Source organism: Kitasatospora sp. NPDC093102 (assembly GCF_040683915.1).
In the GTDB taxonomy this organism is placed as follows: domain Bacteria; phylum Actinomycetota; class Actinomycetes; order Streptomycetales; family Streptomycetaceae; genus Kitasatospora.
This window is the reverse complement of the sequence record NZ_JBFBFA010000011.1, coordinates 91,611-113,713: the sequence shown is the minus strand read 5'-3', so window position 1 is coordinate 113,713 and position 22,103 is coordinate 91,611. Positions and strand designations below refer to the sequence as shown.

The following is a 22,103-nucleotide window of genomic DNA, read 5'->3' as shown; positions in this document are numbered from 1 at the left end:
CATCGGGCCGGATCGGAACGGGCCGCGTGCCCGTTGAGGCGTGTCGGCCGGACCCGCCTCAGTTCTCGCGGTTGAAGCGCAGCTTCCAGGGTGCCAGCGCGGACTCGACCTGGACGCCCACGCTCATCTTCGAGGCGCCCTCGATCCGTTCCTCGAAGCGGATCGGCACCTCGCGGATCGTCATGCCCTGCTTGACGACCCGGTAGTTCATCTCGACCTGGAACGAGTAGCCGTTGCTCCGGACGGTCGGCAGGTCGATGGCGCGCAGGGTGTCGGCCCGCCAGGCCTTGAAGCCGGCGGTGGCGTCCTTCACGCCGAGGCTGAGGATCGCGTTGACGTAGAGGTTCGCCCAGGCGGAGAGCGCCTTGCGGTGCCAGGGCCACTCCTCGGCGGTCGAGCCGCCGTCGACGTAGCGGGAGCCCAGCACCACGGCGGTGTCGTCGGCGAGCAGCGCCTCGACCATCGCGGGTATCGCCGAGGCCGGGTGGGAGAGGTCGGCGTCCATCTGCACCACGACGTCGGCGCCCTCGTCCAGGGCCCTGGCCATGCCGGCCAGGTAGGCGCGGCCGAGGCCGTCCTTCTCGGTGCGGTGCAGCACGCCCACGGTGCCGCCGGAGTCCGCGGCGAGCTTGTCGGCGATCTCGCCGGTGCCGTCGGGGGAGTTGTCGTCGACCACCAGCAGGTGCAGGTTGGGCACCGGAAGCTCCGCGAGCAGGCCCGCGAGGACCGGGAGGTTCTCCCGCTCGTTGTACGTGGGGACGACCACAACGACCTTGGGGGAGGCCTCGACCATGTTCTGTTTCCCTCGTGCCTCGCCGGCGGCATGGTGCCACACCGGTCGGATTTCCTGATCACCTGCACTGATTGAACCGTGTGAGTGTATCGGCGGCGCGGTGCGTCCCTCACCCCGGCCGGGGGGCGGAAGTCCGTTCGGTCACGATCCGGTACCATGACGGGCCGCCTCCGCCCGGAACGGCAGATCACGGCCGGCTGAGCCGGGCCCGCTACGCCGTGCCGTAGACGTCGGCAAGGTTGTCCAGGGCCGGGCGGGTACGGCCGGCCGGGCCGGCGGCGAAGGCGCGCAGGACGTTCTCGGTGACCTGGCGGACCAGGTCCCCGGCGTGCGAGTCGATGCCGTGGTCGGCTTTGCCGCCGCCGGGGCCGCGGGCCTCCAGCGCCTCGACCCAGCGCATCGTCCCGGTGGCGAACACCCCGGCTCCGCTCGGCACCGTGTAGTAGGCGGTGTCGGAGTGGGAGCGGCGGCCCTCGCAGACCACCGGGGAGTGGGCGATCACCTCGATCGGGCGCGGGGTGGGGAAGCCGGTGTCCACCCGGTCGTACTCCACCCCGACCAGGTGCGGGAAGGACGCCCCCGCCGCGACCCCCGTCCCCTCGAAGGCCCAGTGCCCGGGCGAGGTGACCACGTACGGGGCGTCCACCGGGTAGCCGTCGTAGATGACGCCGAGCATCGAGCTCTCCGGGTCGGCGCCCGGGCCGACCCGGAAGTCGGTGGTCGCCGGGGCACCCGACCGGTGGCCCGGGTCCTGCGCCCAGGCGTCCTTGTAGCAGACCACGGTGCGGTCCGGCCCGAGGTCGGTCGGCTCGAAGCGGACCCGGCGGAAGCAGCAGTTGGCGCCCAGGATCGCCAGGTTGGTTCCGGCGTCGCGGGCCGCGACCACGTTGGCCCGCTGCTCGGGGGACCAGTACTCGTCGTGGCCCAGTGACAGGACGGCGCTCGCCCCGGCCAGCAGACCGGGCTCGCGGGCGACGTCGATGCCGGTGGTGTAGGCGAGCGGCAGGCCGAGCCGCTCGGCGAGGGCGACCAGCGGCGCCTCGTAGACCAGGAACAGTCCGGCGCCGTGGTCGTAGTCGTACGGCCGGTCGAAGACGACCTTCAGCGAGCGGGTGGCCAGGCCGCCGGTCGGGCCGTTGTAGAGGCTGTAGCCACCCCACTCGTTGTAGGCCTGCCAGGTCGCCGGGGCGCTCATGATCACGGTCTTTCCGGCGGTGCTCGCCGAGCGGACGGTGAGCGGGACGTAGCGCCGGCCGGAGCCGTCCTCGGCGTCCAGGCGCAGCAGGTAGGCGCCCTCGGGCCAGCCGGCGGTGTCCACCGCGAGGGTGCGCTGCCAGCCGGTCAGCACGGTGCGGGTCGCCGGGTCCACGTGCGGGGCGGCCTGCCGGCCACCGGGGACGTGTTCGTGGCGCCAGACCAGCCGGGCGCGGGCGCCGTCGTACCAGCCCATCCGGTAGGCGGAGACGGTGAAGGCGGCGGCCGGGGTGGAGACGTGCAGGCCGAAGGTCTCACCGGGCAGGACGCTGACCCGGTCGGCGAAGCCCTCGACGGCGCCGTCAGGGCCGGGGTCGGTGATCTCCCAGTCGGGGTTGCCGGGGAGGGAACGCTCGCTCTTCGGACCGGTGTGCCCATCGGCGGCCGGGCCGGCGGTGCCGGGCGCGGAGCCGGCCGGTGCGGTGGGCGGGTGACCGGGGCCGCAGGAGGTGACGGCGGCCGCCATCAGGCCCAGGCCCAGAATCCTCCGCCGGCTCGGCTCCGCCACCGCGACCTCCCTGTTTCCCTGTTCCCGGGCGTTCCTGGGCCCGGCCCGTGTCCGTGGGCGCGTCGACCCGGCCGGTGGCGCGCTGGAGTGCGCCGGCCCGGTGCGTCGGCCGCGCGGACATCCTCGCGTGTTTCACGAGGTCCGTGCAGACCGCCGCGCCGCGCCGGGCCGGGGGCGCGGGCGTCGTCGGGCACGGTCTGGCGTGGTCGGACACACTCGGTGGCCGGGAAGTGCGGCCGGCGCGTGCGCCCGATGCGGACGGCGGGGCACGGCCCGCCACCGGGGAGGGCCGTACGGGCGCACCCGGGCGTGTCGGCCCGCCGGGTTGCCCGGCCCCGGCGAGCCCGTCCCCTAGCCTGACCAGGCCCGCCGTCCGGCGGCCACAGGGGGGCCGGAGCGGTGCGCGCCCGGCCGAGTCGTGGACAGGGGTGCACGTGGTTTCGTCGGGGTCGGCCGAACCGGGGAGGGGGCCGTCCTCCCGGCGCGAGCGGTTCCGGGCCTGGATGCTGGAAGGCCTGGCCGACATGGCCAAACAGCACCCCGGCCCGCACGCCCAACTGCCGCGGGAGAAGGGTCAGCGCTGGTGGCGGGTCATGTGCCTGACCGGCCTGGACTACTTCTCCACGCTCGGCTACCAGCCCGGCATCGCCGCGCTCGCGGCCGGCCTGGTCTCGCCGCTGGCGACCATCGTGCTGGTGGTCGTCACCCTGCTCGGCGCACTGCCCGTCTACCGGAGGGTCGCCCAGGAGAGCCCGCACGGCGAGGGCTCGATCGCGATGCTGGAACGGCTGCTGTCGTTCTGGCAGGGCAAGCTCTTCGTGCTCACCCTGCTGGGCTTCGCGGCCACCGACTTCATGATCACCATCACCCTGTCCGCCGCCGACGCCAGCGCGCACCTGGTCGAGAACCCGCACCTGCACAGCGCCCTGACCGGCAGGCAGATCACGCTGACCATGATCATGATCGCCTTGCTCGGCGCGGTCTTCCTCAAGGGCTTCAGTGAGGCGATCGGCCTGGCCGTGGTGCTGGTCGCGGTGTACCTCGCACTGAACGTGGTGGTGGTGGTCAACGGGCTGTGGCACGTGCTCAAGGCCCCGCACGTGTTCAGCGCCTGGACGGACGCGCTGGTCGTGGAGCACGGCAACGTGTTCGCGATGATCGGCGTCGCGCTCATCGTCTTCCCGAAGCTGGCGCTCGGCCTGTCCGGCTTCGAGACCGGCGTCGCCGTGATGCCGCACATCGAGGGCGACCCGGACGACACCGAGGAGAAGCCCACCGGCCGCATCCGCGGCGCCCGCAAGCTGCTGACCACCGCCGCCGCGATCATGAGCGTGTTCCTGATCACCACCAGCTTCATCACCACGCTGCTCATCCCGGCCGACCAGTTCAAGGCCGGCGGCCAGGCCAACGGGCGGGCGCTCGCCTACCTCGCCCACGAGTACCTGGGCAGCGCCTTCGGGAGCGTCTACGACCTCTCCACCATCGCCATCCTCTGGTTCGCCGGGGCCTCCGCGATGGCCGGGCTGCTCAACCTGATGCCGCGCTACCTGCCCCGCTACGGCATGGCCCCGCACTGGGCCCGCGCGGTGCGACCGACCGTCATCGTGCTCACCCTGATCGCCTTCCTGGTGACCTGGATCTTCGACGCGAGCGTGGACGCCCAGGGCGGAGCGTACGCGACCGGCGTGCTGGTGCTGATCTCCTCGGCCGCCATCGCCGTCACCATCGCCGCCCACAGGGCCGGGCGCCGCTGGCGGACCGGCTTCGCGGTGATCGCCGCGGTGTTCCTCTACACCACGGCGGTGAACATCGCCGAGCGGCCGGACGGCGTCAAGATCGGCGCCTGCTTCATCGCGGGCATCATGCTGGTCTCCTTCCTCTCCCGGCTCAAGCGCGCCTTCGAACTGCGCGTCACGGACGTGGTGCTGGACGACGTCGCCGAGCGGTTCGTCCGGGACTACACCCACCGCCCGCTGCGGCTGATCGCCAACGAGCCGAACAGCCGGGACCTAGCCGAGTACCGCGACAAGATCCACCAGATCCGGCGGGACAACGACATCCCGGCCGAGGACGACCTGGTCTTCGTCGAGGTCACCGTGCTCGACCCGTCCGACTTCGAGGCCGAACTGACCGTGCGCGGCGAGGTGCTGCACAACCGCTACCGGGTGCTGACGCTGGAGAGCTCCAGCGTGCCCAACGCACTGGCCGCCCTGCTGCTCCAGGTCCGCGACCTCACCGGGCAACAGCCGCACATCTACTTCGAGTGGACCGAGGGCAACCCCTTCGCCCAGTTCCTGCGGTTCTTCCTGTTCGGACAGGGCGAGATCGCCCCCGTCACCCGTGAGGTACTGCGCGAAGCCGAACCGGACCGCTCACGCCGCCCGGCCGTGCACGTGGGCTGAACGGCGCGGCCGCATCAGCCCTCGTCGTCCGCGAACGGCTCGTCCGGCCGGCGGAGGCCGCCCGGCCGTCACGGACGTGGAGCAGGCACCCGGCGACCCGTCCGTCCGGCGGGTCCTGGCGGGAGTCCTGCACGCAGCCCTGACACCACTCCGGCCGGTGGCGATCCGGCCCCGGCCGGTCAGCGGTTCTGGCGGGACCTGCTCCACGCGGGGGAGACGAAGGCCACCAGGGCGACGGCGAAGACGAGCTGCAGGATGTGGCGGATCCAGTCGATGCCCGAGGTGTGGCGGACGCCGATCCAGCCGGAGACGGCGTTGCCGAGCCAGGCCCCGGCGGCGCCGAGCAGCATGGTCAACCACCAGGGAATCGACTGCGGTCCGCGCAGGATCAGCTTGGCGATCACGCCCAGAACGAAGCCGATGAGCAGAATCCACAGGAGCTGGAACATCGCGGTCCACCTTCCGGGCGCTCCCCGGGCCGACGGCCCGGTGCGCCGAATCGCCGATGACGCGGTTCGTCCCATGATCACCCGGATCGGGCGAACGGGCACGTCGACAGGAGATCGCGCAGCTCAGCGGCGTGATGGTGGGCCGGGCCGTCGGCGAGGGGCGAGAACGCGCCGCGGGTCGGGCCGGAAAGTCGCTGTCCGTGGACGCAGCGGCACGGATAGGAATGGGCGGGACGCGGACGCGCCGCGTCGCCGAGAGGAGCCGAACCCCGTGATTCGCCTTCGCGCCGCCGCGCTGACCCTGGGCTGTACCGCCGCCGCACTGACCCTGACCATGGGGACGGCCCAGGCCGCGCCCGGTGACACCAGCACCATCTGCTCCTCCTCGCTGACGCCGGGCGGCTACGTGGACGTCCAGTGGTGGAACAGCGCCGGCTGCGGCTCCGGGTTCAACCCGAACACCAAGAAGATCATGCAGCTCACCGGCTACCCGGTCGGCACCGTGGTCAACGCCTGCGCCTCCACCTGGCCGCCGGCCGGCTGGACGATCGTGAGCAGCTACTACAGCGCCGGCTGCAACTACTCCGCGGTGCCGAGCCTCGAGAAGAACTCCTGGCAGCTCAAGCGCGTCTCCTGACGCCGGCGCACGACCTGACGGCGGCCGGGGCCTCAGTCACCCCGGACCGCCGCGACGGCAGCGCGGACCTCCGGGTGCGGATCGCCCGCCAAGCCGTCCAGCAGTTCGGCGACGCCCGGGGTGGACCAGCGGCCGACGCTCCAGACCAGGTCCTTCCGCACCTCCGGGTCCGGGTGGGCGGCCAGGCGGGCGAGGCGGTCCACCGGGCCGCGTCGGCGCAGACCGAACCAGTGCAGCGCGGAGCGCAGTTCGGCGGGATCGCCCGGTTCGCCGGCTGCCGCGATCCGCGCGAGCAGCACGGGGACGGGCGGCGGCGGGCCGTCCAGCGGGTGCGGATGGCGCTCGCGAAGACGGCGGCTGCCGTACTCGCCGTAGATGCGGCATCCGAAACAGGTACAGGGCCGGGTGCCGTGGGCGCCCGGGAGGTAGCGCCAGCCGGTGACCTGCGGCACGGCGCGGATCCGGTGCACCTCGCGGGCGCCGACCGCGCGTGGCAGGAACACCTCCCAGCCGCGCGGGTCGGCCAGTGCGCCGATCCGCCGGACCGCCTGGGCGGCCCGCAGCGGCTGCTGGGCGTCCCGGGCGCGGTCGCGGTAGTGCCCGGTGAGGACCTCCTGCTCGTCGTCCAGCCGGAGGTGCACCGCGATCAGTGCTCCCTTGGGTCCGAACCGGGCCAGCTCGCGCAGCCACTGGTGGGTCAGCGTGTAGGAGGGCAGCACGGGGAAGCAGTACACCCCGCGCACGCCGCCCTGGCCCTGGCTGTCGGCGCGGATTCCGGCGCGGCGGATGCGCGGCGCGTTCGCCGCGGCGGTCAGGTGCACGAACATCGCCATGGGGCGCGATCCTAGCGAGCGGCCGGGCGGCGGTCCGAGCGGTTTTTCCGGGACGTGACCCGCCGGGGCGGCTCCGCGGGTCAGGCGGCTTCCGTACGGCGCTCGATCAGGGCGGCCAGTCCGTCCAGGATGCGCTCCAGGCCGAACTCCAGTGCCTGGTCGCGACCGCCCGGGTCGGACATGGCGGCGGCGACGGCGGGGAAGCGGTCGGCGTGCTCCTGGACCACGGTGCCGAGGGCGGCGAGGAGTTCGGCCTCCGGATTGCCGGCCGGGCCGGCGGCGCGGGACTGCGCGGCGATCCCGCGCACGTGCCCGGTGAGCAGGACGGCGGCGTCCATCCGTTCGGGCCCGGTCAGCCCGTGGCCGTCGAGTGCCGCCACCACCTGCTCCAGCCAGGCGAGTTCCTTCGGGCCGAGCGCCCGCGCGCCGACGGTGGCGTCCAGCAGCCACGGGTGCCGGGCGAAGGATTCGGCCAGGCGGTGCGCCCAGACGGTGAGTTGCTCCCTCCAGCCGGTGCCCTCCGGCGCCACCGGGGGCGTGTCGACGGCCGATTCGACCATCAGGGCGATCAGTTCGGCCTTGCCGGGGACATAGCGGTAGAGCGACATCTTGGTGAAGTCGAGCTGCCCGGCCACCTTCTGCATGGAGACTGCGCCGAGCCCCTCCGCGTCGGCGACCTCGACCCCGGCTGCGGCGATCCGCTCCAGGCTGAGGGCCGGCTTCGGCCCCCGGGTGGGCTTGGCCGGTGGCCCCCAGAGCAGCCGCACCGTGTCGTTCGCCGCCTCGGCCATCATCCGCTCCCGTCCCGGGGCCACGTCCAGGTTCCGTCCCGGGCTGCCGGCTGTGTCTCCGCCCCGGGGTTTCCACCTGGGGGTTGCCCTCCCGATCCAACTGTGTCTACCGTACACAGCAATGAACAGTGTCCGCCAGACACAGTTTCCCAGCCCTCGGACGGAGTGGTTTCCGTGAGCACCAAGGTCCTGATCTCGGGCGCGAGCATCGCCGGCCCTGCGCTGGCCCACTGGCTGGGCCGGTACGGCTTCGAGGTGACCGTGGTCGAGCTGGCCCCCGCACTGCGCGACGGCGGTCAGGACGTCGACTTCCGCGGCCGCACCCACCTGACCGTGCTGGAGCGGATGGGCCTCCTGGAGGAACTGCGCGCGCTCGGCACCGGCGGCAGTCCGATGACCTTCGTGGGCCCCGACGGGCGCCGCCTGCTGCACCTGCCCGCCGAGTTCGCCGGTGGCGACCTGGAGGTCCCGCGCGGCGAGCTGGCCCAGCTGCTCCACCGGCACAGCAGCGTCCGCGCCGAGTACGTCTTCGGCGACTCGATCACGGCGCTGGAGGAGACCCCGGGCGGGGTCCGGGTCGCCTTCCGGCGCGGAGCGCCGCGCGAGTTCGACCTGGTGGTCGGTGCCGACGGACTGCACTCCAACGTCCGCCGGCTCGCCTTCGGCCCCGAGCGGCGCTACGTCCGCCACCTCGGCTACTACGCGGCGACCTGGCAGCTGCCCAACGAGCTCGGACTGCCGGTCGGCGGGGTCGGCCTCAACGTCCCCGGCCGGCTGATGTCCGTCGGCTCCGCCCACCGGGACCCGACCCGGGCCGGTGCGTTCTGCCTCTTCGCCTCGCCCGAACTGCGTTACGACCGCCACGACCCGGCACAGCAGAAGGCGCTGATCCGGGCCGCCTTCGCGGGCCTCGGCTGGCGGGTGCCGCAGCTGCTGGAGAGCCTGGACGCCGCTCCCGGGCTGTACTTCGACTCGATCAGCCGCGCCGACGTGCCCGCCTGGTCGACCGGCCGGATCGCCCTGATCGGTGACGCGGCCTTCGGCGCGACCATCGGCGGCATGGGCACCGGAACGGCGGTGGTGGCCGCGTACGTCCTGGCGGGCGAGCTGGCCCGGGCGCGCGGCGACCACCGGGCCGCGTTCGAGCGCTACGAGAAGCTGCTGCGCGGCTATGCGCAGGGCTGCCAGAAGGGCGGGGACCGGACGGGGCCGTTCCTCGCGCCGCGCACGGCCACGGGGCTGCGGTTCCGCAACGCGCTGCTCAACCGGCGCTGGGCGCTGGACAAGATGCTGGAGCTGGGCAAGCAGGTCAGCAGCGTCGAACTGCCGGACTACGAGCGGGAGCCGTCCCGCCGTCCGAAGGTCACGGGCTGAACGCGTGGGCTCGGCGCGGTGGGCCGAGCCGGGTGCCGTTGTCGAGCAGCGCCTCCACCTGGGCACTCGCCCGGGCGGGGCGCTCGACGGCCGGGGTGCGGTCCGGTACGGGGCGTGTTCGCAGGTCAGGGCCCAAGGTCCCACCCGTTCGGCCCCTTGGCCCCTGGCGATCGCGGCCGCCGCGAGCGATGCTGCCGGTACCGGCCGGTTCGTGCCGGGTCGGACCAGCATCGTTGGACGAGGTGAACCGGCGTGCAGCATGCCACCGTCGAATCCGTGATGACCAGCCCCGTGGTCCTGGTCTCGCCCGAGACCGGGTTCCGGGAGATCGTGGCGCTGCTGAGCGAGTACGACATCACCGGCGTACCGGTGGTGGACCCGGAGGGGCGGCCGCTCGGCGTGGTCTCGGAGGCCGACCTGCTGCGCACCCTGGCCGCGCAGGAGGACCCGGCCAGCCTGCTGCCCGCGCCCGAGTCGGCGCAGGCGGGCCCGGACGGCGAGGTGACCGCGGCCGACCTGATGACGGCGCAGCCGGTCTGCACCATGCCCGACACCAGTGTGGTCGCGGCGGCCCGGCTGATGAGCCGGCACGGCCTGAAGCGGCTGCCGGTGCTGGACGAGGAGGGGCGGGTCATCGGCGTGGTCAGCCGCGGCGACCTGCTGCGAGTCTTCCTGCGCGAGGACATGGTGATCCGGCGGGAGATCGTCGAGGAGGTGCTCGGCCGGATCGACGGGGTCAGCCCGGCGGAGGTCGGGGTGGAGGTCAACCAGGGGCGGGTGGTGCTCAGCGGCAGCGTGCCGGAGCCGCACCTGGTGCCGATCGTGCTCAACCTGTGCCGCTCGGTGGACGGGGTGGTCTCGGTGACCGACCGGCTCGGGGCCGGGGGAGCGGCGCCCGTCGGCTGACCGGCCGCGCCGTCCGCGGATCGCACGTTCGTCCCGGGTCGAACGATCCGCTCCGCATACTGCGGAGGGTATCGGGTAACTCACTCTGTGTGCCCAGTGGTGCGGACCGCCGGGACGCCGGAGCTTCGGGGAGGCTGCCGTGGCAGTCGTGTTCGATGCGGACTTCACTTCGACCAGTCAGTGGATCGCCGGGCGCAGCAGCGCCTATCCCCGGATGGGGCCGACCAACCGGAGCGACCACAAACTCGACTACCTCAGCCGTGACTACTGCCCCGACGGGGTGTTCACCGCGACCAGGCGGCACAGTGGCGGGCTGTGGAACTGCAACCTGCTGACCACCGAGGGCAGTCCGGACGGCTTTCAGCTCCGTGCCGGGGACGTGCTGACGGCGAGCGTGACGCTGCCCGTCGAGCTGGGCGCCTGGCCGGCCATCTGGACCTGGCGGGACGGCGGCAACGAGGTGGACGTCTTCGAGTACCATCCGGACAACCCGGACCTGCTGGAGATCTCCAACCACGTCCGGGGCGGCTACCGGTACTGGCACGGCGCGAGCGCCGGGATCGGTCCGGGGGCGACCTTCGGCATGCGGGTGGTGCTCGGCGTGAACTCCGTGGACTGGTACGTGGAGGACGAGCTGGTCTACGCGGACCTGCACGGGGTCGGGTCCGCGTGGCACGCGTACCTGATCGTCAACATGTCGGTGGCGGACGGGACGTACCACGACCGGCCGCCCTACGGCGGGCCGGACCGGCTGAGCTGGGTGTGCCACGGCCTCCAGGTCGCCCGCTGAGCGTGCGGGCGTGCGTGCGCGGTCCGGCGGTGCGGGTGGCTACGGCTCGTGGGGAGCGAACGCGGCGGTGATCGGGCCGCGGGGGGCGTACCCGCCGAGTGGGTCGACCGGGGTGAGCACGCCTCGGGGGTCGTGGGGGTCGCGGGGGCCGTGTGGCCGGTGCGGGCCGTGGATGCTGTGTGGGTCGTGCGGGTTGTGTGGGCCGGAACGCTGGAACCAGACCGCCCGGCGGTGCGGGCCGATGTGGGCGGGGTCGGTCACATACAGGTCGTCGCGCGGGGCGCGTTCGTTGCCCGGGGCGAGCGCCGCGTCCACGGCGTGGTCGGCGATCGCGCGCAGCAGCGCGGTGGCGGTGCTCTCGGCGGCGGCCGGTGCGATGGCGAGGGCGGTGAGCTCGGCCCAGAGCGCGGTGGCGACATAGCCGATCGGGGAGTGGCCGAGCGCCGGGTGGGGGCGCGGGTCCGGGTGTCGCCGCAGCACCCCGGCGGCGACGAGCTGCTCGGGGGAGCGGTCGTCGTCCGGCGGGTGGAAGGCCATGGGCGGCTGCTGAGACGTGGGCCGCTGGGGATGGGGCGTGCGCGGCTGGGGATGGGGCGTGGGCGGCGGCGGGTGGTGGGTCACGAGCGGCACGCTACCCCGGTGAGCGCCGGGTCGAGCGCCGGACCGTTTTCTCAGGCTTCCCTCACACCGCTTTCACCGGTGACGGGCGCACGATGGTGGTAAGGCGCTGCTCGCCTCGGCGGGCCCTGACGGGGTCGGAGGAGGTCCTGATGAGGTACTGGCACGGACACGGCCACGTCGTTGGTGGCTGGGGCGCGGGGCTGATGGCGTTCGCGATGCTGCTGTTCCTGGTGATCCTCGTGCTCCTGGCCGTGGCTCTGTTCCGTTACATATCGCGCTCGCGGCACCCGAATCCGCCCGGCCGGACGGCTCCGGGCGCCGGGGATTCCGGGCGGGACGGCCCGCGGGGCTGGGGCCAGGTAGGGCAGGGGAGCCAGGGCGTGAGCCCGGAGCAGTTGCTCGCGGAGCGGTTCGCACGGGGCGAGATCGACGCGGAGGAGTACCGGCACCGACTGGAGACGCTGCGTTCGGCGAACGGGCCGGGCGGCGGCGACTGACCCGGGCACGACGGACCGGGCCCGCCGCGGTTCGCGCGCGGCGGGCCCGGTCCGTCGGTGGGGGCTCCGGTGACCGGTCGGCGGGATGGTTACTCGACGACCAGCTCGACCGGGACGTTGCCCCGGGTGGCGCGGGAGTACGGGCAGACCTCGTGCGCCTGCTTGACCAGCAGCTCGCCGGTCTCGCCCGCGAGGGACTCGGGCAGCTCGACGCGCAGCACGACGGCGAGGGCGAAGCCGGCCTCGTCCTTGCCGATGGACACCTCGGCGGTCACCGAGACCTCGCTGGTGTCCACCCGGGCCTGCCGGCCGACCAGGCCGAGGGCGCTGGCGAAGCAGGCGGCGTAGCCGGCGGCGAAGAGCTGCTCCGGGTTGGTGCCCTGGCCGCTGCCGCCGAGCGCGGGCGGCATGGCCAGCGTGAGGTCCAGCTGTCCGTCGGAGCTGACGGCACGGCCCTCCCGGCCGTTGGCGGTGGCGGCTGCGGTGTAGAGCGCGTCCATGGTGGCTTCCCTTCGGGTCCTGGGTGTTCCTGCGATCGGGCGTCCCGGCGGTTGCCGGTCCGATGCGCTTCGCGGCGGCCACTCGGGCGTCGCTGCGCTGTGACAAGTAGAGCACGCAATTCAATTGCGCACAACTCAATGGCGTGATGGCGATCGGTACCATGGGCCCATGACCACCCACTCCGACATGGCGGACGAGGAACTGCTCCGCCTCGACCAGCAGATCTGCTTCTCGCTCAACGCGGCCTCCCGCGCCTTTGGCGGCGTGTACCGGGTGCTGCTGCGGGACCTTGGACTGACCTACCCGCAGTACCTGGTCATGCTGGTGCTGTGGGAGGAGGGCGGGCTGCCCGTCAAGCGGATCGGCGAGCGGCTGCGGCTGGATTCCGGGACGCTCTCCCCGCTGCTCAAGCGCCTGGAGGCGGCCGGGCTGGTGAGCCGCGAGCGGAGCTCGGAGGATGAGCGCTCGGTCACCGTCCGCCTGACTCCCGAGGGGTCGGCGCTGCGCGAGCGGGCCGGGCAGGTCCCGCGCCGGCTGCTCGCGGCGACCGGCCTGCCGGTCGAGGACCTGGCCGCGCTGCGCGGGCTGCTGGACCGGGTGACCGCCGCGCTGGACGCGGCGGAGGTGGAGCCGGCGCCGTAGGGTCGCAGCCGCCGGGTCGCAGGGCCGCAGGGTTGTGCGCGTGCGGGGCCGTAGGGGTGCGGGGTGATTCCGAGGGGGCGGGGTCGCCGGGGTGGCTGTGCGGGGTGGGTCCGGGGGGATGTGGGTGTGCCGGGGTGGCGCCACGGGGCTTGTCGAGCCACCAGTGTGCGCGCTGTGATCTGGGTCACGTTGCGGATGTGCCGGTCGGGTTCGTGAGGGCGAAGCGGCAGGTCAGCGGTGCTGTTCATAAGTGAACGGAATCGTTCGGCAATTGTCTGCCCGATCCGGTCAACATCCCGGACCTCCCGGACGGTTACACCACGAGCCCCCAAGGGGCCGTCGGCGTGCCACCAGGCGGGCCGGCCAGCTGACCGACGAAAGGGGGGCCCGCGTGACCACTCCTGGGCCGGGCGAGGAGCGGGGCCTGCGAGCCGACCCGCTCGGCGACCTGCCGAACGACTTCGAGGCCTTCTTCACCCGAGAGAACTCCGGCTACCTCCGCTACGCCCAACAGCGCCTGCGGCACCGTGAGGACGCCCAGGACGCCGTCCAGAACGCGGGCACCGCGCTCTACAAGAACTGGCGCCGGGCCCTGGCCAGTCCCGATCCGCAGGCCTTCGCCTTCAAGATCGTCAAGGACGCGGTGGTGGACGTGCTGCGCGAGCGCCGGCGCACCGAACGCAAGCGGCAGCGGGTGATCGCCCAGCGCCGTCCCGACACCAGCCAGGACGATCTGAACGAGCTCGCCGAGCTGGACGCCCTGGACTGGGCGATGGAGGAACTCGCGCGGGCCGCGCCGGTCCAGGCCGACGTGGTCCGGCTGCGCCAGGCGGGACTGTCGTACCACGACATCGGACGGTCCCTCGGTATCGCGCACACCACGGCCCGCACCTACTACAGCCTCGGGCGGCGCCACCTGGAATACCTGCTGGAGCACCCGGACGACGGCGGGGCGCGGACATGAGGGTCGTGGACCTGCTGCGCGCGCACGCCGTCGAGCTGGAGCGGGAGTTCGACGACCACGATCCGGTGGACTTCACGCGCCGCCTGGCCGAGCGGCTCGCCGCCTCCCGACGGCCCGCTTCGACGGTGCGTGAACGCCCCGCCCGGCCGCCCGCCGGTGCCCGGCCGCCGCACGCTCCGGCCTCGGGGCCGAGCCCGGGAGCGGCAGCGGGGGCGGGCTCCGGGCTCGGCACGGGAGCGGGGGCGGGCGCCGGTTCCGGTCCGGGGTCGGGCGCCGGCCCGGGGGCGGTCCCGGGACAGCCTCGGTGGGCCGGGGGGCGGGCGGAGCTGCGGCGCGACCTGCGGCACCTGTGCACGGGGGTGGCGGGCGCGGTGGAGCCGGGGGAACTGGCCCTGGACCTCGAACTTGCCGAGAAGACCGCCTTCCGCACCCTCGGCTGCCTGCTGTATGGCATGGGCCGCACGGCGGACGGCGTCTTCTGGTGGCGGATAGCCGCCCAGTACGGGGACCAGCTGGCCGTGCACTGTCTGGCGGTGCACTACACCGCCGAGGGGGAGCGGCGTGACGCGGCCCGCTGGGCCGCCCAGGCCCAGGACCTCAGTGCCCCGGGTCGGCTGCCGGAGCTGGCGCCCGACGTCGGGCCGGGTGGGGCGGCAGAGCTGGCGCGGGCGCTGGCCGAGCGCTACGACGGCGAGATCCTGCTGACGGTGCGGGAGGCGGTGGCGGCGCGACCGAGGGCGGACCCCGGGCGGTTGGGGGTCCGGGCGGTGCGGGGGCGGGGGGTGGTGCGGATTCGGTGAAGGGGATGGGGTGGCGGGGACGGGGGCGCCAGGCGGGGCGGGGGTTGGATCGGGCCGATCGGGGCCGGGGTGGGAGGGTTTCGGCGGCCGGGGAGTTCAGGTGAGCCCGGAGACGGCGGCACCCACGTACTCGGTGCCGAGCAGCAGCGGGACGGTGATCATGATTGCGGCGCTGTGTGTGGCCGTCCAGGCCCGCCACTCGCCGAGGGCATGCCGCGCGTGGTCGTCGCCCAGGAGGTGGACCACCAGGGGCAGCAGGGTTCCCAGCGAGCCGAGCAGCACCATCACGACGGCGGCCACCGCCTTCTCCCCGACGCCGACCGGTGCGGCGGCGATGGAGGCGGCTCCGCCGACGGCCGGGACCAGGGTCTTCGGCTGGGCCACGACCAGGATCACAGCGAGGCCGGCGGACCGGGCGGCGGTCAGCCGGTCGATCGAGAGCAGCCAGACCGGTGGTGCGGTGACCCGGCCGGGGCGCGGCCGTTCGCGCCACTGCCGGGCGGCCAACAGGAGGAGGACGACGCCGAGGGCGAGCTTCAGCCAGGACGGCCAGGCCGGCGTGGCGCGGGCGGGGCTCAGCACGGTGCCCGCCGTCACGACGGCCGCCACCAGCACGGCCAGGCCGAGCAGCCAGCCGGCCGTGAAGGCGATCCCGTTGGCCCGGCGGCGCGCTGAGACGAGGATCAGGAGGAGGGCGATCAGCGGCAGCGGGCTGAGTGCGACCGCCACCGCGGAGGCCAGCATCGGGCCGATCGCCTCACCCATCCCCGGACCTGCCTTCCCGTCGCCGGGCGCCATCCGCCATTCAGCCACCAGCGGATGGGTGCCGCACGGCCGGCGCCGCCGTTCGGGTGAGGGCGGGCGTGGGGGGCGGGGCAGGGGGAGGCTGGGTGGGGCAAGGGGAGCCGGGGCGGGCGGGGAGCGGCGCAGGGCCGCCGCACCACTGGGGTGCGACGGCCCTGCGCGGGCGCGAGGTGCGTCAGTCGGTGCCGGACTCGATCGCCGCGTGGTCGAGCGCGGTGGAGCCCCCCTCGGCACCGGTACCGGCGGCGATGGGAGCCGCGCCGCCGGGGGCGAGCTCGCCGATCAGGCCGCTCCACGGCGCCAGCTGGCCGTGCACCGCGTACTGCTCCAGCTTGCTGCGCGAGTCGGCGATGTCGAGGTTGCGCATGGTCAGCTGGCCGATGCGGTCGTCCGGGACGAACGCGGCGTCGACGCTGCGCTCCATCGACAGCTTCTCGGGGTGGTAGCTGAAGTTCGGGCCCTGGGTGTCGATGACCGAGTAGTCCTGGCCGCGCCGCAGCCGCAGGGTGACGCTGCCCGTGACCGGGTGGCCGATCCAGCGCTGCATGCTGTCCCGGAGCATCAGCGACTGCGGGTCGAACCAGCGGCCCTCGTAGAGCAGCCGGCCGAGCCGCCGGCCCTGGGTGTGGTAGGTGGCGAGGGTGTCCTCGTTGTGGATGGCGTTGAGCAGCCGCTCGTAGGCGATGTGCAGCAGCGCCATGCCGGGGGCCTCGTAGATGCCGCGGCTCTTGGCCTCGATGATGCGGTTCTCGATCTGGTCCGACATACCCAGACCGTGTCGGCCACCGATGGTGTTGGCCTCGTGGACGAGGTCAACGGCACTGGCGAACTCCTGGCCGTTGATCCGGACCGGGCGGCCGAACTCGAACTCGACGGTGACGTCCTCGGTCTGGATCTCGACTGCCGGGTCCCAGAAGGCCACGCCCATGATCGGGCTGACGATCTCCAGGGAGGCGTCCAGGTACTCCAGCCGCTTGGCCTCGTGGGTGGCGCCCCAGATGTTGGCGTCGGTGGAGTAGGCCTTCTCGGCGGAGTCCCGGTAGGGCAGGTCCCGCTCGGCGAGCCACTCGGACATCTCCTTGCGGCCGCCGAGCTGGTCGACGAACGCCTGGTCCAGCCACGGCTTGTAGATCCGCAGGTTGGGGTTGGCGAGCAGACCGTAGCGGTAGAACCGCTCGATGTCGTTGCCCTTGTAGGTGGAGCCGTCGCCCCAGATGGAAACGCCGTCCTCCTGCATGGCGCGCACCAGCAGAGTGCCGGTCACGGCGCGGCCGAGCGGGGTGGTGTTGAAGTACGTCTGCCCGGCGGAGCGGATGTGGAAGGCGCCGCAGGCGAGGGCGGCCAGGCCCTCCTCGACCAGCGCGGCCCGGCAGTCGACCAGCCGGGCCTGCTCGGCGCCGTACGCGCGGCCCCGGGCCGGCACGTCGGCGAGGTTCGGCTCGTCGTACTGGCCGATGTCGGCCGTGTAGGCGTAGGGGAGGGCACCGTGCTCGCGCATCCACGCGACGGCGACGGAGGTGTCCAACCCACCGGAGAATGCGATGCCGATCCGTTCACCGACCGGCAGCTTGCTCAAGACCTTCGACATGGATGCACCCTTGACCCGCGTGAAGCGGGCCCCTGATCTAGCGATGTGTAACGGGATTCGGCCTAATCGATCCGATGCCCGAACTCTGGCATAGATTTGCAGAGTAATGCAAGAGCATACGAAAGACTGAGTGGCGACGGGGGTCTACCGGGGCGTCGCGCGCCGTCGATGATTCGGCCAACTCGCTTGGACGGGCGGATGGTTGGGGTGGATCATGAGGCCCGGGCGGGTGCCCGGGTGCGCAGCCAGGCGGTACGGGAGGCGAGGGCGCCCAGCCCGAGGGCGGCCAGATGGCCGGCGTCGGCCAGCTGCTGGTCCAGCGCCCAAGCGGCGGCTAGGGCCAGGGCGAGTGCCGATAGGCCGTAGCGGCGTAGCGGGTGCGGGCCGAGGGCGAGGAGGCAGGCGCCGGTCGCGACCAGGCCGTAGCTGATGCCCACGTCCCGGGCGTGGGAGAGTGCGCCCGGGATGCGGGCGGTCACCATCACCCACATGGCGCCCTCGGTGAGCAGCGTGGCGCCCAGGTGCCCGAAGACGAAGACCGCGCCGGCCCGGGCCGGACCCCAGCGCCACTCGGCCAGGCCCAGGACGACGGCGACCGCCGCGATGCCCGCCCAGGCCGGAACTCCGTCGACCACCAGGCCGCTGGTGAACAGCGTCCACCACTTGCCCACCTCCATGTGGTGGACGTTGCTGCTGTTGTGCCGGACGAACCGGGCCCGCTCGGCATGGCCCTGGCTCGCCAGCCAGGAGGCCGTCACGGTCAGCAGCAGGACGTACGCGGTGGTGAGCCGCAGTCGGGCGGCGGCTCTCAGCGCCGGGTGCCGGGAAGCAGCGGGGTCGGTCGGTGTCCTCGTTGCGAGGCGATCGCTCATCGTGCCTGGTGCCCTTGCTCGGCGGTTCCCGGGACCGGCTCGCCCGGTACGTGGCCGGGCGACTGCGGCCGGACGGTCGGAGCGCCAGCGTACGCGAACGGCCGGATGGCCGTCGGGCCCGGAGGTGGGGTGTGCGGGAAGGAAGGCGATCCCTTGTACGGCTACGCCGTGGCGGGTGGCGGGTGGCGGGTGGCGGGTGGCGGGTGGCGGGTGGCGGCAGGTGGCGGTGGGGCCGGGCGAGGGTGAGGGTGATGGGGAGGAATGTCGAGGAGGCGTCGATGGCCGGCAGCACCGCCCAGGGGCCCGAGACCCACCGGCGGCCCTGGTGGGCGCGTGCCGCCCGCGCGGTGTGGGCCTACGTCCGGCGGGCGCCGGGCACCTACATCTGGTTGGCGATCCTGCTCGTCACCACGCAGGTGATCCGGCACGTCGACCCGGTGACCGCCGACCACATCCTGCGACGGCGTTCGACCAACCTCCACCACCTCCAGGTCTCGCCGCTCAGCGTCCTGGTGACCAGCGCCCTGTGGATCGCGGGCGGCGGCTGGCTCTCCTACTTCGTGCTGTACAACCTCTTCCACGTGCCCGCCGAACGATGGCTCGGCACGCTGCGCTGGATCTCGGTGGCGGCGCTCGCGCACGTCGGCGCCACCTACCTCAGTGAGGCCGTGCTCGGCTGGGCGATCCGCCACGGGCTGGCCCCGCCGAGGGCCGTCTACACCCTGGACTACGGCGTCAGCTATGCGCTGGCCGGAGTGGTCGCGGTACTCACCTACCTGATCGTGCGGCCCTGGCGGTACCTGTACGCGGCAGGAGTGCTGGTGGTCTACGGGCTGGGCGTGCAGCAGAGCCGGGACTACACCAGCATCGGCCACTTCACAGCGGCGCTGATCGGGTTCGCCTGCTATCCGCTGACCCGGGACCGCCCGGGCTCCTTCGACCCGGCCGCCTCAGCGTGCATGCTCTGGCGGAGGGTTCGCGGGCGGTGACCGGCGACTCGTGAAGATGACCGGCGGCGCGTGACGGTGCCAGGCCGAGCGTGACGGTGTGCGGCGCCGAACTCACGAGCGGCCCGAGTCGGCCGCCCGCGTGGCGGCGATCCGGCATTCGGTGAATGCCAACTGTTCGAAACCGTAGGACTATTACCGTCTTCTTACGGTAGGGCCCTTCCCCCTGCCCGGGTGGGCCCAGCAGGCTGACCCCCTGTTTCCGCCGATGCGCGCGACCGCGCGACCGGCTCCAGGGGAGGATCGCCACCGTGCCCACCAGGCAACGACGACGGCTGCTCATGAGCGCCGTCACGCTCACCGTGATCGGACTGACCAGCACCCAGGCGCTTGCCGCGCCGTCGGTGCCGCCGCAACCGCAGCCATGGCAGGTCCGGCATCAGGCGGACATCGGGAAGGGGCACGCCGAGAAGGTCCGCAGCGCCGCCGGCGCGACCGCAGCCCCGAGTCTCAGCCCTAAGGTCGAGACGGAGGCCGGGGAGGGCGGGGACGAGGCGGAGAACTCCGCCGAGGGCACTGCGCAGTACACCGAGGCCCGCACCGCCCCCGGCGTGGTCGCGCCGGGCGCCTACAGCGCTGCCTGGGCGCAGTTGCAGTCCATGCCGCGCACCGGCGGCACCTGGGACCACGTCACAGACAAGCCCTACAACTCGGACGACCCTCGCTACCGGGACGTCAACTCCAACTCCAGCGGCGGCTCCGGCCTGGTGACGGGCCGGATCACCGGCCTCGCGGCCGACGCCGATGGCTACGTGTACGCGGGCGGCGCCAACGGTGGGGTGTTCCGCTCCCGCACCGGCGGCGGGCACTGGGAGCCGATCGCCGACAAACTGCCCACGCTGTCCACCGGGACCCTGAACCTCGACGAGGGCGGCCGGCTCTGGTACGCCACGGGTGAGTCCAACACCGGCGCGACCTCGTACGTCGGCACCGGCGTGTACGTGCTCGCGGACCCGAAGCACGGCGAGTTCCAGCCCGGCAACCGGGTCGGCGGGGCCGAGCTGGAGTCGACCATCATCCACGCGCTGCGCTTCGGCGGCGGCAAGGTGTGGGCGGCCACCAGCCGCGGCGTGTGGAGCCACTCCACGACGGACCTGTCCGGCCCGTGGGCGCTGGAGTTCGCGCCCAACCCGGAGTACCTGCCGGGCGGTGCGAAGGCCGGTGACCCGGCGGCGCCGTACAAGAACATCGCCAACGACATCGCGATCGACCCCAAGGACCCGGGCAAGGTCGTCCTGGCGGTCGGCTGGCGCAGCGGCGACAGCTACAACGGCTTCTACAGCAAGGCGGCGGACGGCACCTGGCAGCGCGTCGGCTCGCTCGGCGACCTGCCGGCGGACGCGGCGAACGTCGGCAACGTGACCTTCGCACGCTCGGCGGACGGCTCGCGCTACTACGCGATCGACCAGTCCCCGGAGGTCATGGCCAACGACCCGGACACCGGCCTCAAGGGCATCTACGTCTCCAAGTCCGGCTCCCCGTTCGGCCCGTGGACTCAGATCGCGGACAAGGACAAGTTGAAGAACTCCGGCTCCGCCCTCCAGGACGAGGGATACCAGCCCGGCATCCAGGCCTGGTACAACCAGTTCCTCCAGGTCGACCCGGCCAACCCGGACCACGTCTACGCGGGTCTCGAAGAGGTCTTCGAGACCACCGACGGCGGCTCCAAGTGGGCCACCGTCGGGCCGTACTGGAACAACGGCTTCCCGTGCTGGAGCATCGACCCGGCCAAGCAGACCGGCAACTGCTCGCCCACCACCCACTCCGACCAGCATGCCGTCGCCTTCGGTAGCTACCAGGGCAAGGTCAACGTCTACGTCGGCAACGACGGCGGCATCTACCGTCGCCCCGGCAACGGCCAGCTGGACGCGTACGGGCACGCCAAGGACTGGACGCCGCTCAACGACGGCACCATCGACACCCTCCAGTACTACTCGGTCGGCATCGGCAAGGACCCGGCGGACCGCTCCGGGCGGGGAATGATCGTCAGCGGCGGTCTCCAGGACAACGGTGAGTCGATCCTGCGGGCCCACGACAAGGTGATGGGCTCCAACTTCGGCGGAGACGGCGCCGACACGATCGTGGACCCGGCCAACGGTTGCAACATCGCCGAGGAGTACGTCTACCTCGACATCTGGGTCACCCAGAACTGTGCGACCAACGACGGTAGTTGGACGAAGGACCCGAGCAAGGCCACCTCCTACGAGGTCGCCCCGCCGGACAAGGACACCAGCGCCGCCCGCTTCATCGCGCCGATCACTGCCGATCCGAAGGACGGCAACACCTGGATCGCCGGCGGCCAGCACGTCTGGGTGCAGCACAAGGGCTACGCGATCCGCAGCGGCAGCGAGTGGACCAGCGCCTACGACCTGGGCGCCGGCCACGTCGCTACGGCGGTGGCGACCGTCAACGGCACGGTGTACGCGGGCTGGTGCGGTCCGTGCAACAACGTCGGCTTCAGCCGCGGGATCGCGGTCGGCAAGACCGACGGCACTGGCTGGCACCAGCTCAACCTGCCGGTCGACGGCACCCTGCCGAACCGCTACATCTCCTCCTTCGCGGTCGACGAGAACAACGCCCAGCACGTCTTCGTCGCCTTCAACGGCTTCTCGCGGACCTGGACCGAGGGCCCGGGCGCGGGCGTCGGCCACCTCTTCGAGACCCATGACGGTGGTGCCACCTGGAGCGACGTCTCGGCTAACCTGCCGGACGTCCCCGCCACCTCGGTGAAGATCCTGCCGAACGGCAGCCTGGCCCTCGGCAGCGACCTCGCCGCCTTCTACCGTGCGCCGGGCACTACCGACTGGCGGGTCCTCGGCCGCAACCTGCCCACCACCGCGGTGCAGCAGCTGAAGACCGGCCCGGACGGCAAGCTCTACGCCGCCACCTTCGGGCGCGGCATCTGGTCCTTCGACCTGCGCCGCCTCGGCCGCGGCCGCTACGACGAGACGGACGACTGACCGACCGGTCCGCCTGTTGCGGGTTCGCCACCTGGCACCTGCCGCCGCTGCCCGGTCCGCTCCGCACGAGTGGGCCGGGCAGCGGCGTCGCGTCCGAAGGGTGCGGCGCA

At 72.9% G+C, this 22,103-nt stretch carries 22 protein-coding genes; 11 read left to right on the top strand and 11 right to left on the bottom strand.

What is annotated here, in order from left to right; genetic code table 11:
- Nucleotides 1-58 precede the first annotated feature (58 nt).
- Together AB0O11_RS17980 and AB0O11_RS17975 are read right to left on the bottom strand one after the other, a co-directional pair.
- On the bottom strand, nt 59-793 hold the full coding sequence (locus AB0O11_RS17980; protein WP_363387375.1) for a polyprenol monophosphomannose synthase: 735 nt from the start codon (nt 791-793) through the stop codon (nt 59-61).
- A 211-nt stretch (nt 794-1,004) separates the two neighbouring features.
- Entirely contained in the window at nt 1,005-2,513 is a 1,509-nt protein-coding gene (locus AB0O11_RS17975) for a N,N-dimethylformamidase beta subunit family domain-containing protein (RefSeq protein WP_363387622.1), read from the bottom strand.
- Between the two features lie 566 nt (nt 2,514-3,079).
- Between AB0O11_RS17975 and AB0O11_RS17970 the strand changes: the two genes are divergently transcribed.
- Nucleotides 3,080-4,957 (top strand): amino acid transporter, encoded by a 1,878-nt coding sequence (locus tag AB0O11_RS17970; RefSeq protein WP_363387372.1) that lies wholly within the window; start codon nt 3,080-3,082, stop codon nt 4,955-4,957.
- Nucleotides 4,958-5,136: 179 nt separating this feature from the next.
- On the opposite strand, the gene AB0O11_RS17965 is transcribed toward AB0O11_RS17970, so the two are convergent.
- A complete protein-coding gene (locus AB0O11_RS17965; RefSeq protein ID WP_363387370.1) occupies nt 5,137-5,406 on the bottom strand; it encodes a GlsB/YeaQ/YmgE family stress response membrane protein in 270 nt (89 codons plus the stop codon).
- 271 nt (nt 5,407-5,677) lie between these two features.
- Here AB0O11_RS17965 and AB0O11_RS17960 point away from each other — a divergent pair, with 271 nt between their 5' ends.
- Nucleotides 5,678-6,043, top strand: a complete 366-nt coding sequence (locus AB0O11_RS17960; RefSeq protein WP_363387367.1) for a hypothetical protein — start codon at nt 5,678-5,680, stop codon at nt 6,041-6,043.
- 32 nt (nt 6,044-6,075) lie between these two features.
- On the opposite strand, the gene AB0O11_RS17955 is transcribed toward AB0O11_RS17960, so the two are convergent.
- Both AB0O11_RS17955 and AB0O11_RS17950 read right to left on the bottom strand, forming a co-directional pair.
- A complete protein-coding gene (locus AB0O11_RS17955; protein WP_363387364.1) occupies nt 6,076-6,876 on the bottom strand; it encodes a HEAT repeat domain-containing protein in 801 nt (266 codons plus the stop codon).
- Between the two features lie 80 nt (nt 6,877-6,956).
- Nucleotides 6,957-7,691 carry a TetR/AcrR family transcriptional regulator C-terminal domain-containing protein gene (locus AB0O11_RS17950; RefSeq protein WP_363387361.1) on the bottom strand — a complete coding sequence of 245 codons (735 nt, stop codon included), beginning with the start codon at nt 7,689-7,691 and terminating at the stop codon, nt 6,957-6,959.
- 150 nt (nt 7,692-7,841) lie between these two features.
- Here AB0O11_RS17950 and AB0O11_RS17945 point away from each other — a divergent pair, with 150 nt between their 5' ends.
- Complete coding sequence (locus AB0O11_RS17945) at nt 7,842-9,041, top strand: FAD-dependent monooxygenase (protein ID WP_363387358.1); 1,200 nt, start codon at nt 7,842-7,844, stop codon at nt 9,039-9,041.
- Here AB0O11_RS17945 and AB0O11_RS17940 read toward each other — a convergent pair.
- The gene (locus AB0O11_RS17940) at nt 9,031-9,177 is read right to left on the bottom strand and encodes a hypothetical protein (RefSeq protein WP_363387356.1); all 147 of its coding nucleotides are present in this window, start codon (nt 9,175-9,177) and stop codon (nt 9,031-9,033) included. The two genes, AB0O11_RS17945 and AB0O11_RS17940, sit on opposite strands and share 11 nt — an antisense overlap.
- A 116-nt stretch (nt 9,178-9,293) precedes the next feature.
- On the opposite strand from AB0O11_RS17940, the gene AB0O11_RS17935 reads away from it, so the two are divergent.
- Both AB0O11_RS17935 and AB0O11_RS17930 read left to right on the top strand, forming a co-directional pair.
- A complete protein-coding gene (locus AB0O11_RS17935; protein ID WP_363387353.1) occupies nt 9,294-9,947 on the top strand; it encodes a CBS domain-containing protein in 654 nt (217 codons plus the stop codon).
- 139 nt (nt 9,948-10,086) lie between these two features.
- Nucleotides 10,087-10,737, top strand: a complete 651-nt coding sequence (locus AB0O11_RS17930) for a beta-glucanase (protein WP_363387350.1) — start codon at nt 10,087-10,089, stop codon at nt 10,735-10,737.
- A 39-nt stretch (nt 10,738-10,776) separates the two neighbouring features.
- On the opposite strand, the gene AB0O11_RS17925 is transcribed toward AB0O11_RS17930, so the two are convergent.
- Nucleotides 10,777-11,274, bottom strand: a complete 498-nt coding sequence (locus AB0O11_RS17925) for a hypothetical protein (protein WP_363387347.1) — start codon at nt 11,272-11,274, stop codon at nt 10,777-10,779.
- Between the two features lie 233 nt (nt 11,275-11,507).
- Here AB0O11_RS17925 and AB0O11_RS17920 point away from each other — a divergent pair, with 233 nt between their 5' ends.
- A complete protein-coding gene (locus tag AB0O11_RS17920) occupies nt 11,508-11,855 on the top strand; it encodes an SHOCT domain-containing protein (RefSeq protein WP_363387344.1) in 348 nt (115 codons plus the stop codon).
- Between the two features lie 89 nt (nt 11,856-11,944).
- Here the strand turns inward: AB0O11_RS17920 and AB0O11_RS17915 are convergent, their stop codons facing one another.
- Nucleotides 11,945-12,355 (bottom strand): organic hydroperoxide resistance protein, encoded by a 411-nt coding sequence (locus AB0O11_RS17915; protein WP_224282204.1) that lies wholly within the window; start codon nt 12,353-12,355, stop codon nt 11,945-11,947.
- Between the two features lie 169 nt (nt 12,356-12,524).
- Here AB0O11_RS17915 and AB0O11_RS17910 point away from each other — a divergent pair, with 169 nt between their 5' ends.
- The 3 genes from AB0O11_RS17910 (at nt 12,525) to AB0O11_RS17900 (ending at nt 14,762) form a co-directional block, all read left to right on the top strand.
- Nucleotides 12,525-12,998, top strand: a complete 474-nt coding sequence (locus AB0O11_RS17910; protein WP_363387341.1) for a MarR family transcriptional regulator — start codon at nt 12,525-12,527, stop codon at nt 12,996-12,998.
- Between the two features lie 391 nt (nt 12,999-13,389).
- Complete coding sequence (locus AB0O11_RS17905) at nt 13,390-13,962, top strand: sigma-70 family RNA polymerase sigma factor (protein ID WP_363387338.1); 573 nt, start codon at nt 13,390-13,392, stop codon at nt 13,960-13,962.
- Complete coding sequence (locus tag AB0O11_RS17900; protein ID WP_363387335.1) at nt 13,959-14,762, top strand: hypothetical protein; 804 nt, start codon at nt 13,959-13,961, stop codon at nt 14,760-14,762. Before AB0O11_RS17905 ends, AB0O11_RS17900 begins: the two co-directional genes overlap by 4 nt.
- A 96-nt stretch (nt 14,763-14,858) precedes the next feature.
- Here the strand turns inward: AB0O11_RS17900 and AB0O11_RS17895 are convergent, their stop codons facing one another.
- The 3 genes from AB0O11_RS17895 to AB0O11_RS17885 form a co-directional block, all read right to left on the bottom strand.
- Nucleotides 14,859-15,527 carry a GAP family protein gene (locus tag AB0O11_RS17895; RefSeq protein WP_363387332.1) on the bottom strand — a complete coding sequence of 223 codons (669 nt, stop codon included), beginning with the start codon at nt 15,525-15,527 and terminating at the stop codon, nt 14,859-14,861.
- Nucleotides 15,528-15,741: 214 nt separating this feature from the next.
- Nucleotides 15,742-17,154, bottom strand: a complete 1,413-nt coding sequence (gene argG / locus AB0O11_RS17890) for an argininosuccinate synthase (protein WP_363387330.1) — start codon at nt 17,152-17,154, stop codon at nt 15,742-15,744.
- A gap of 212 nt (nt 17,155-17,366) precedes the next feature.
- Complete coding sequence (locus AB0O11_RS17885) at nt 17,367-18,026, bottom strand: rhomboid-like protein (RefSeq protein ID WP_363387327.1); 660 nt, start codon at nt 18,024-18,026, stop codon at nt 17,367-17,369.
- A 278-nt stretch (nt 18,027-18,304) separates the two neighbouring features.
- On the opposite strand from AB0O11_RS17885, the gene AB0O11_RS17880 reads away from it, so the two are divergent.
- Both AB0O11_RS17880 and AB0O11_RS17875 read left to right on the top strand, forming a co-directional pair.
- Nucleotides 18,305-19,015 (top strand): rhomboid-like protein, encoded by a 711-nt coding sequence (locus AB0O11_RS17880; protein WP_363387324.1) that lies wholly within the window; start codon nt 18,305-18,307, stop codon nt 19,013-19,015.
- A 269-nt stretch (nt 19,016-19,284) separates the two neighbouring features.
- Nucleotides 19,285-21,993, top strand: a complete 2,709-nt coding sequence (locus tag AB0O11_RS17875) for a glycosyl hydrolase (protein WP_363387321.1) — start codon at nt 19,285-19,287, stop codon at nt 21,991-21,993.
- Nucleotides 21,994-22,103 lie beyond the last annotated feature (110 nt).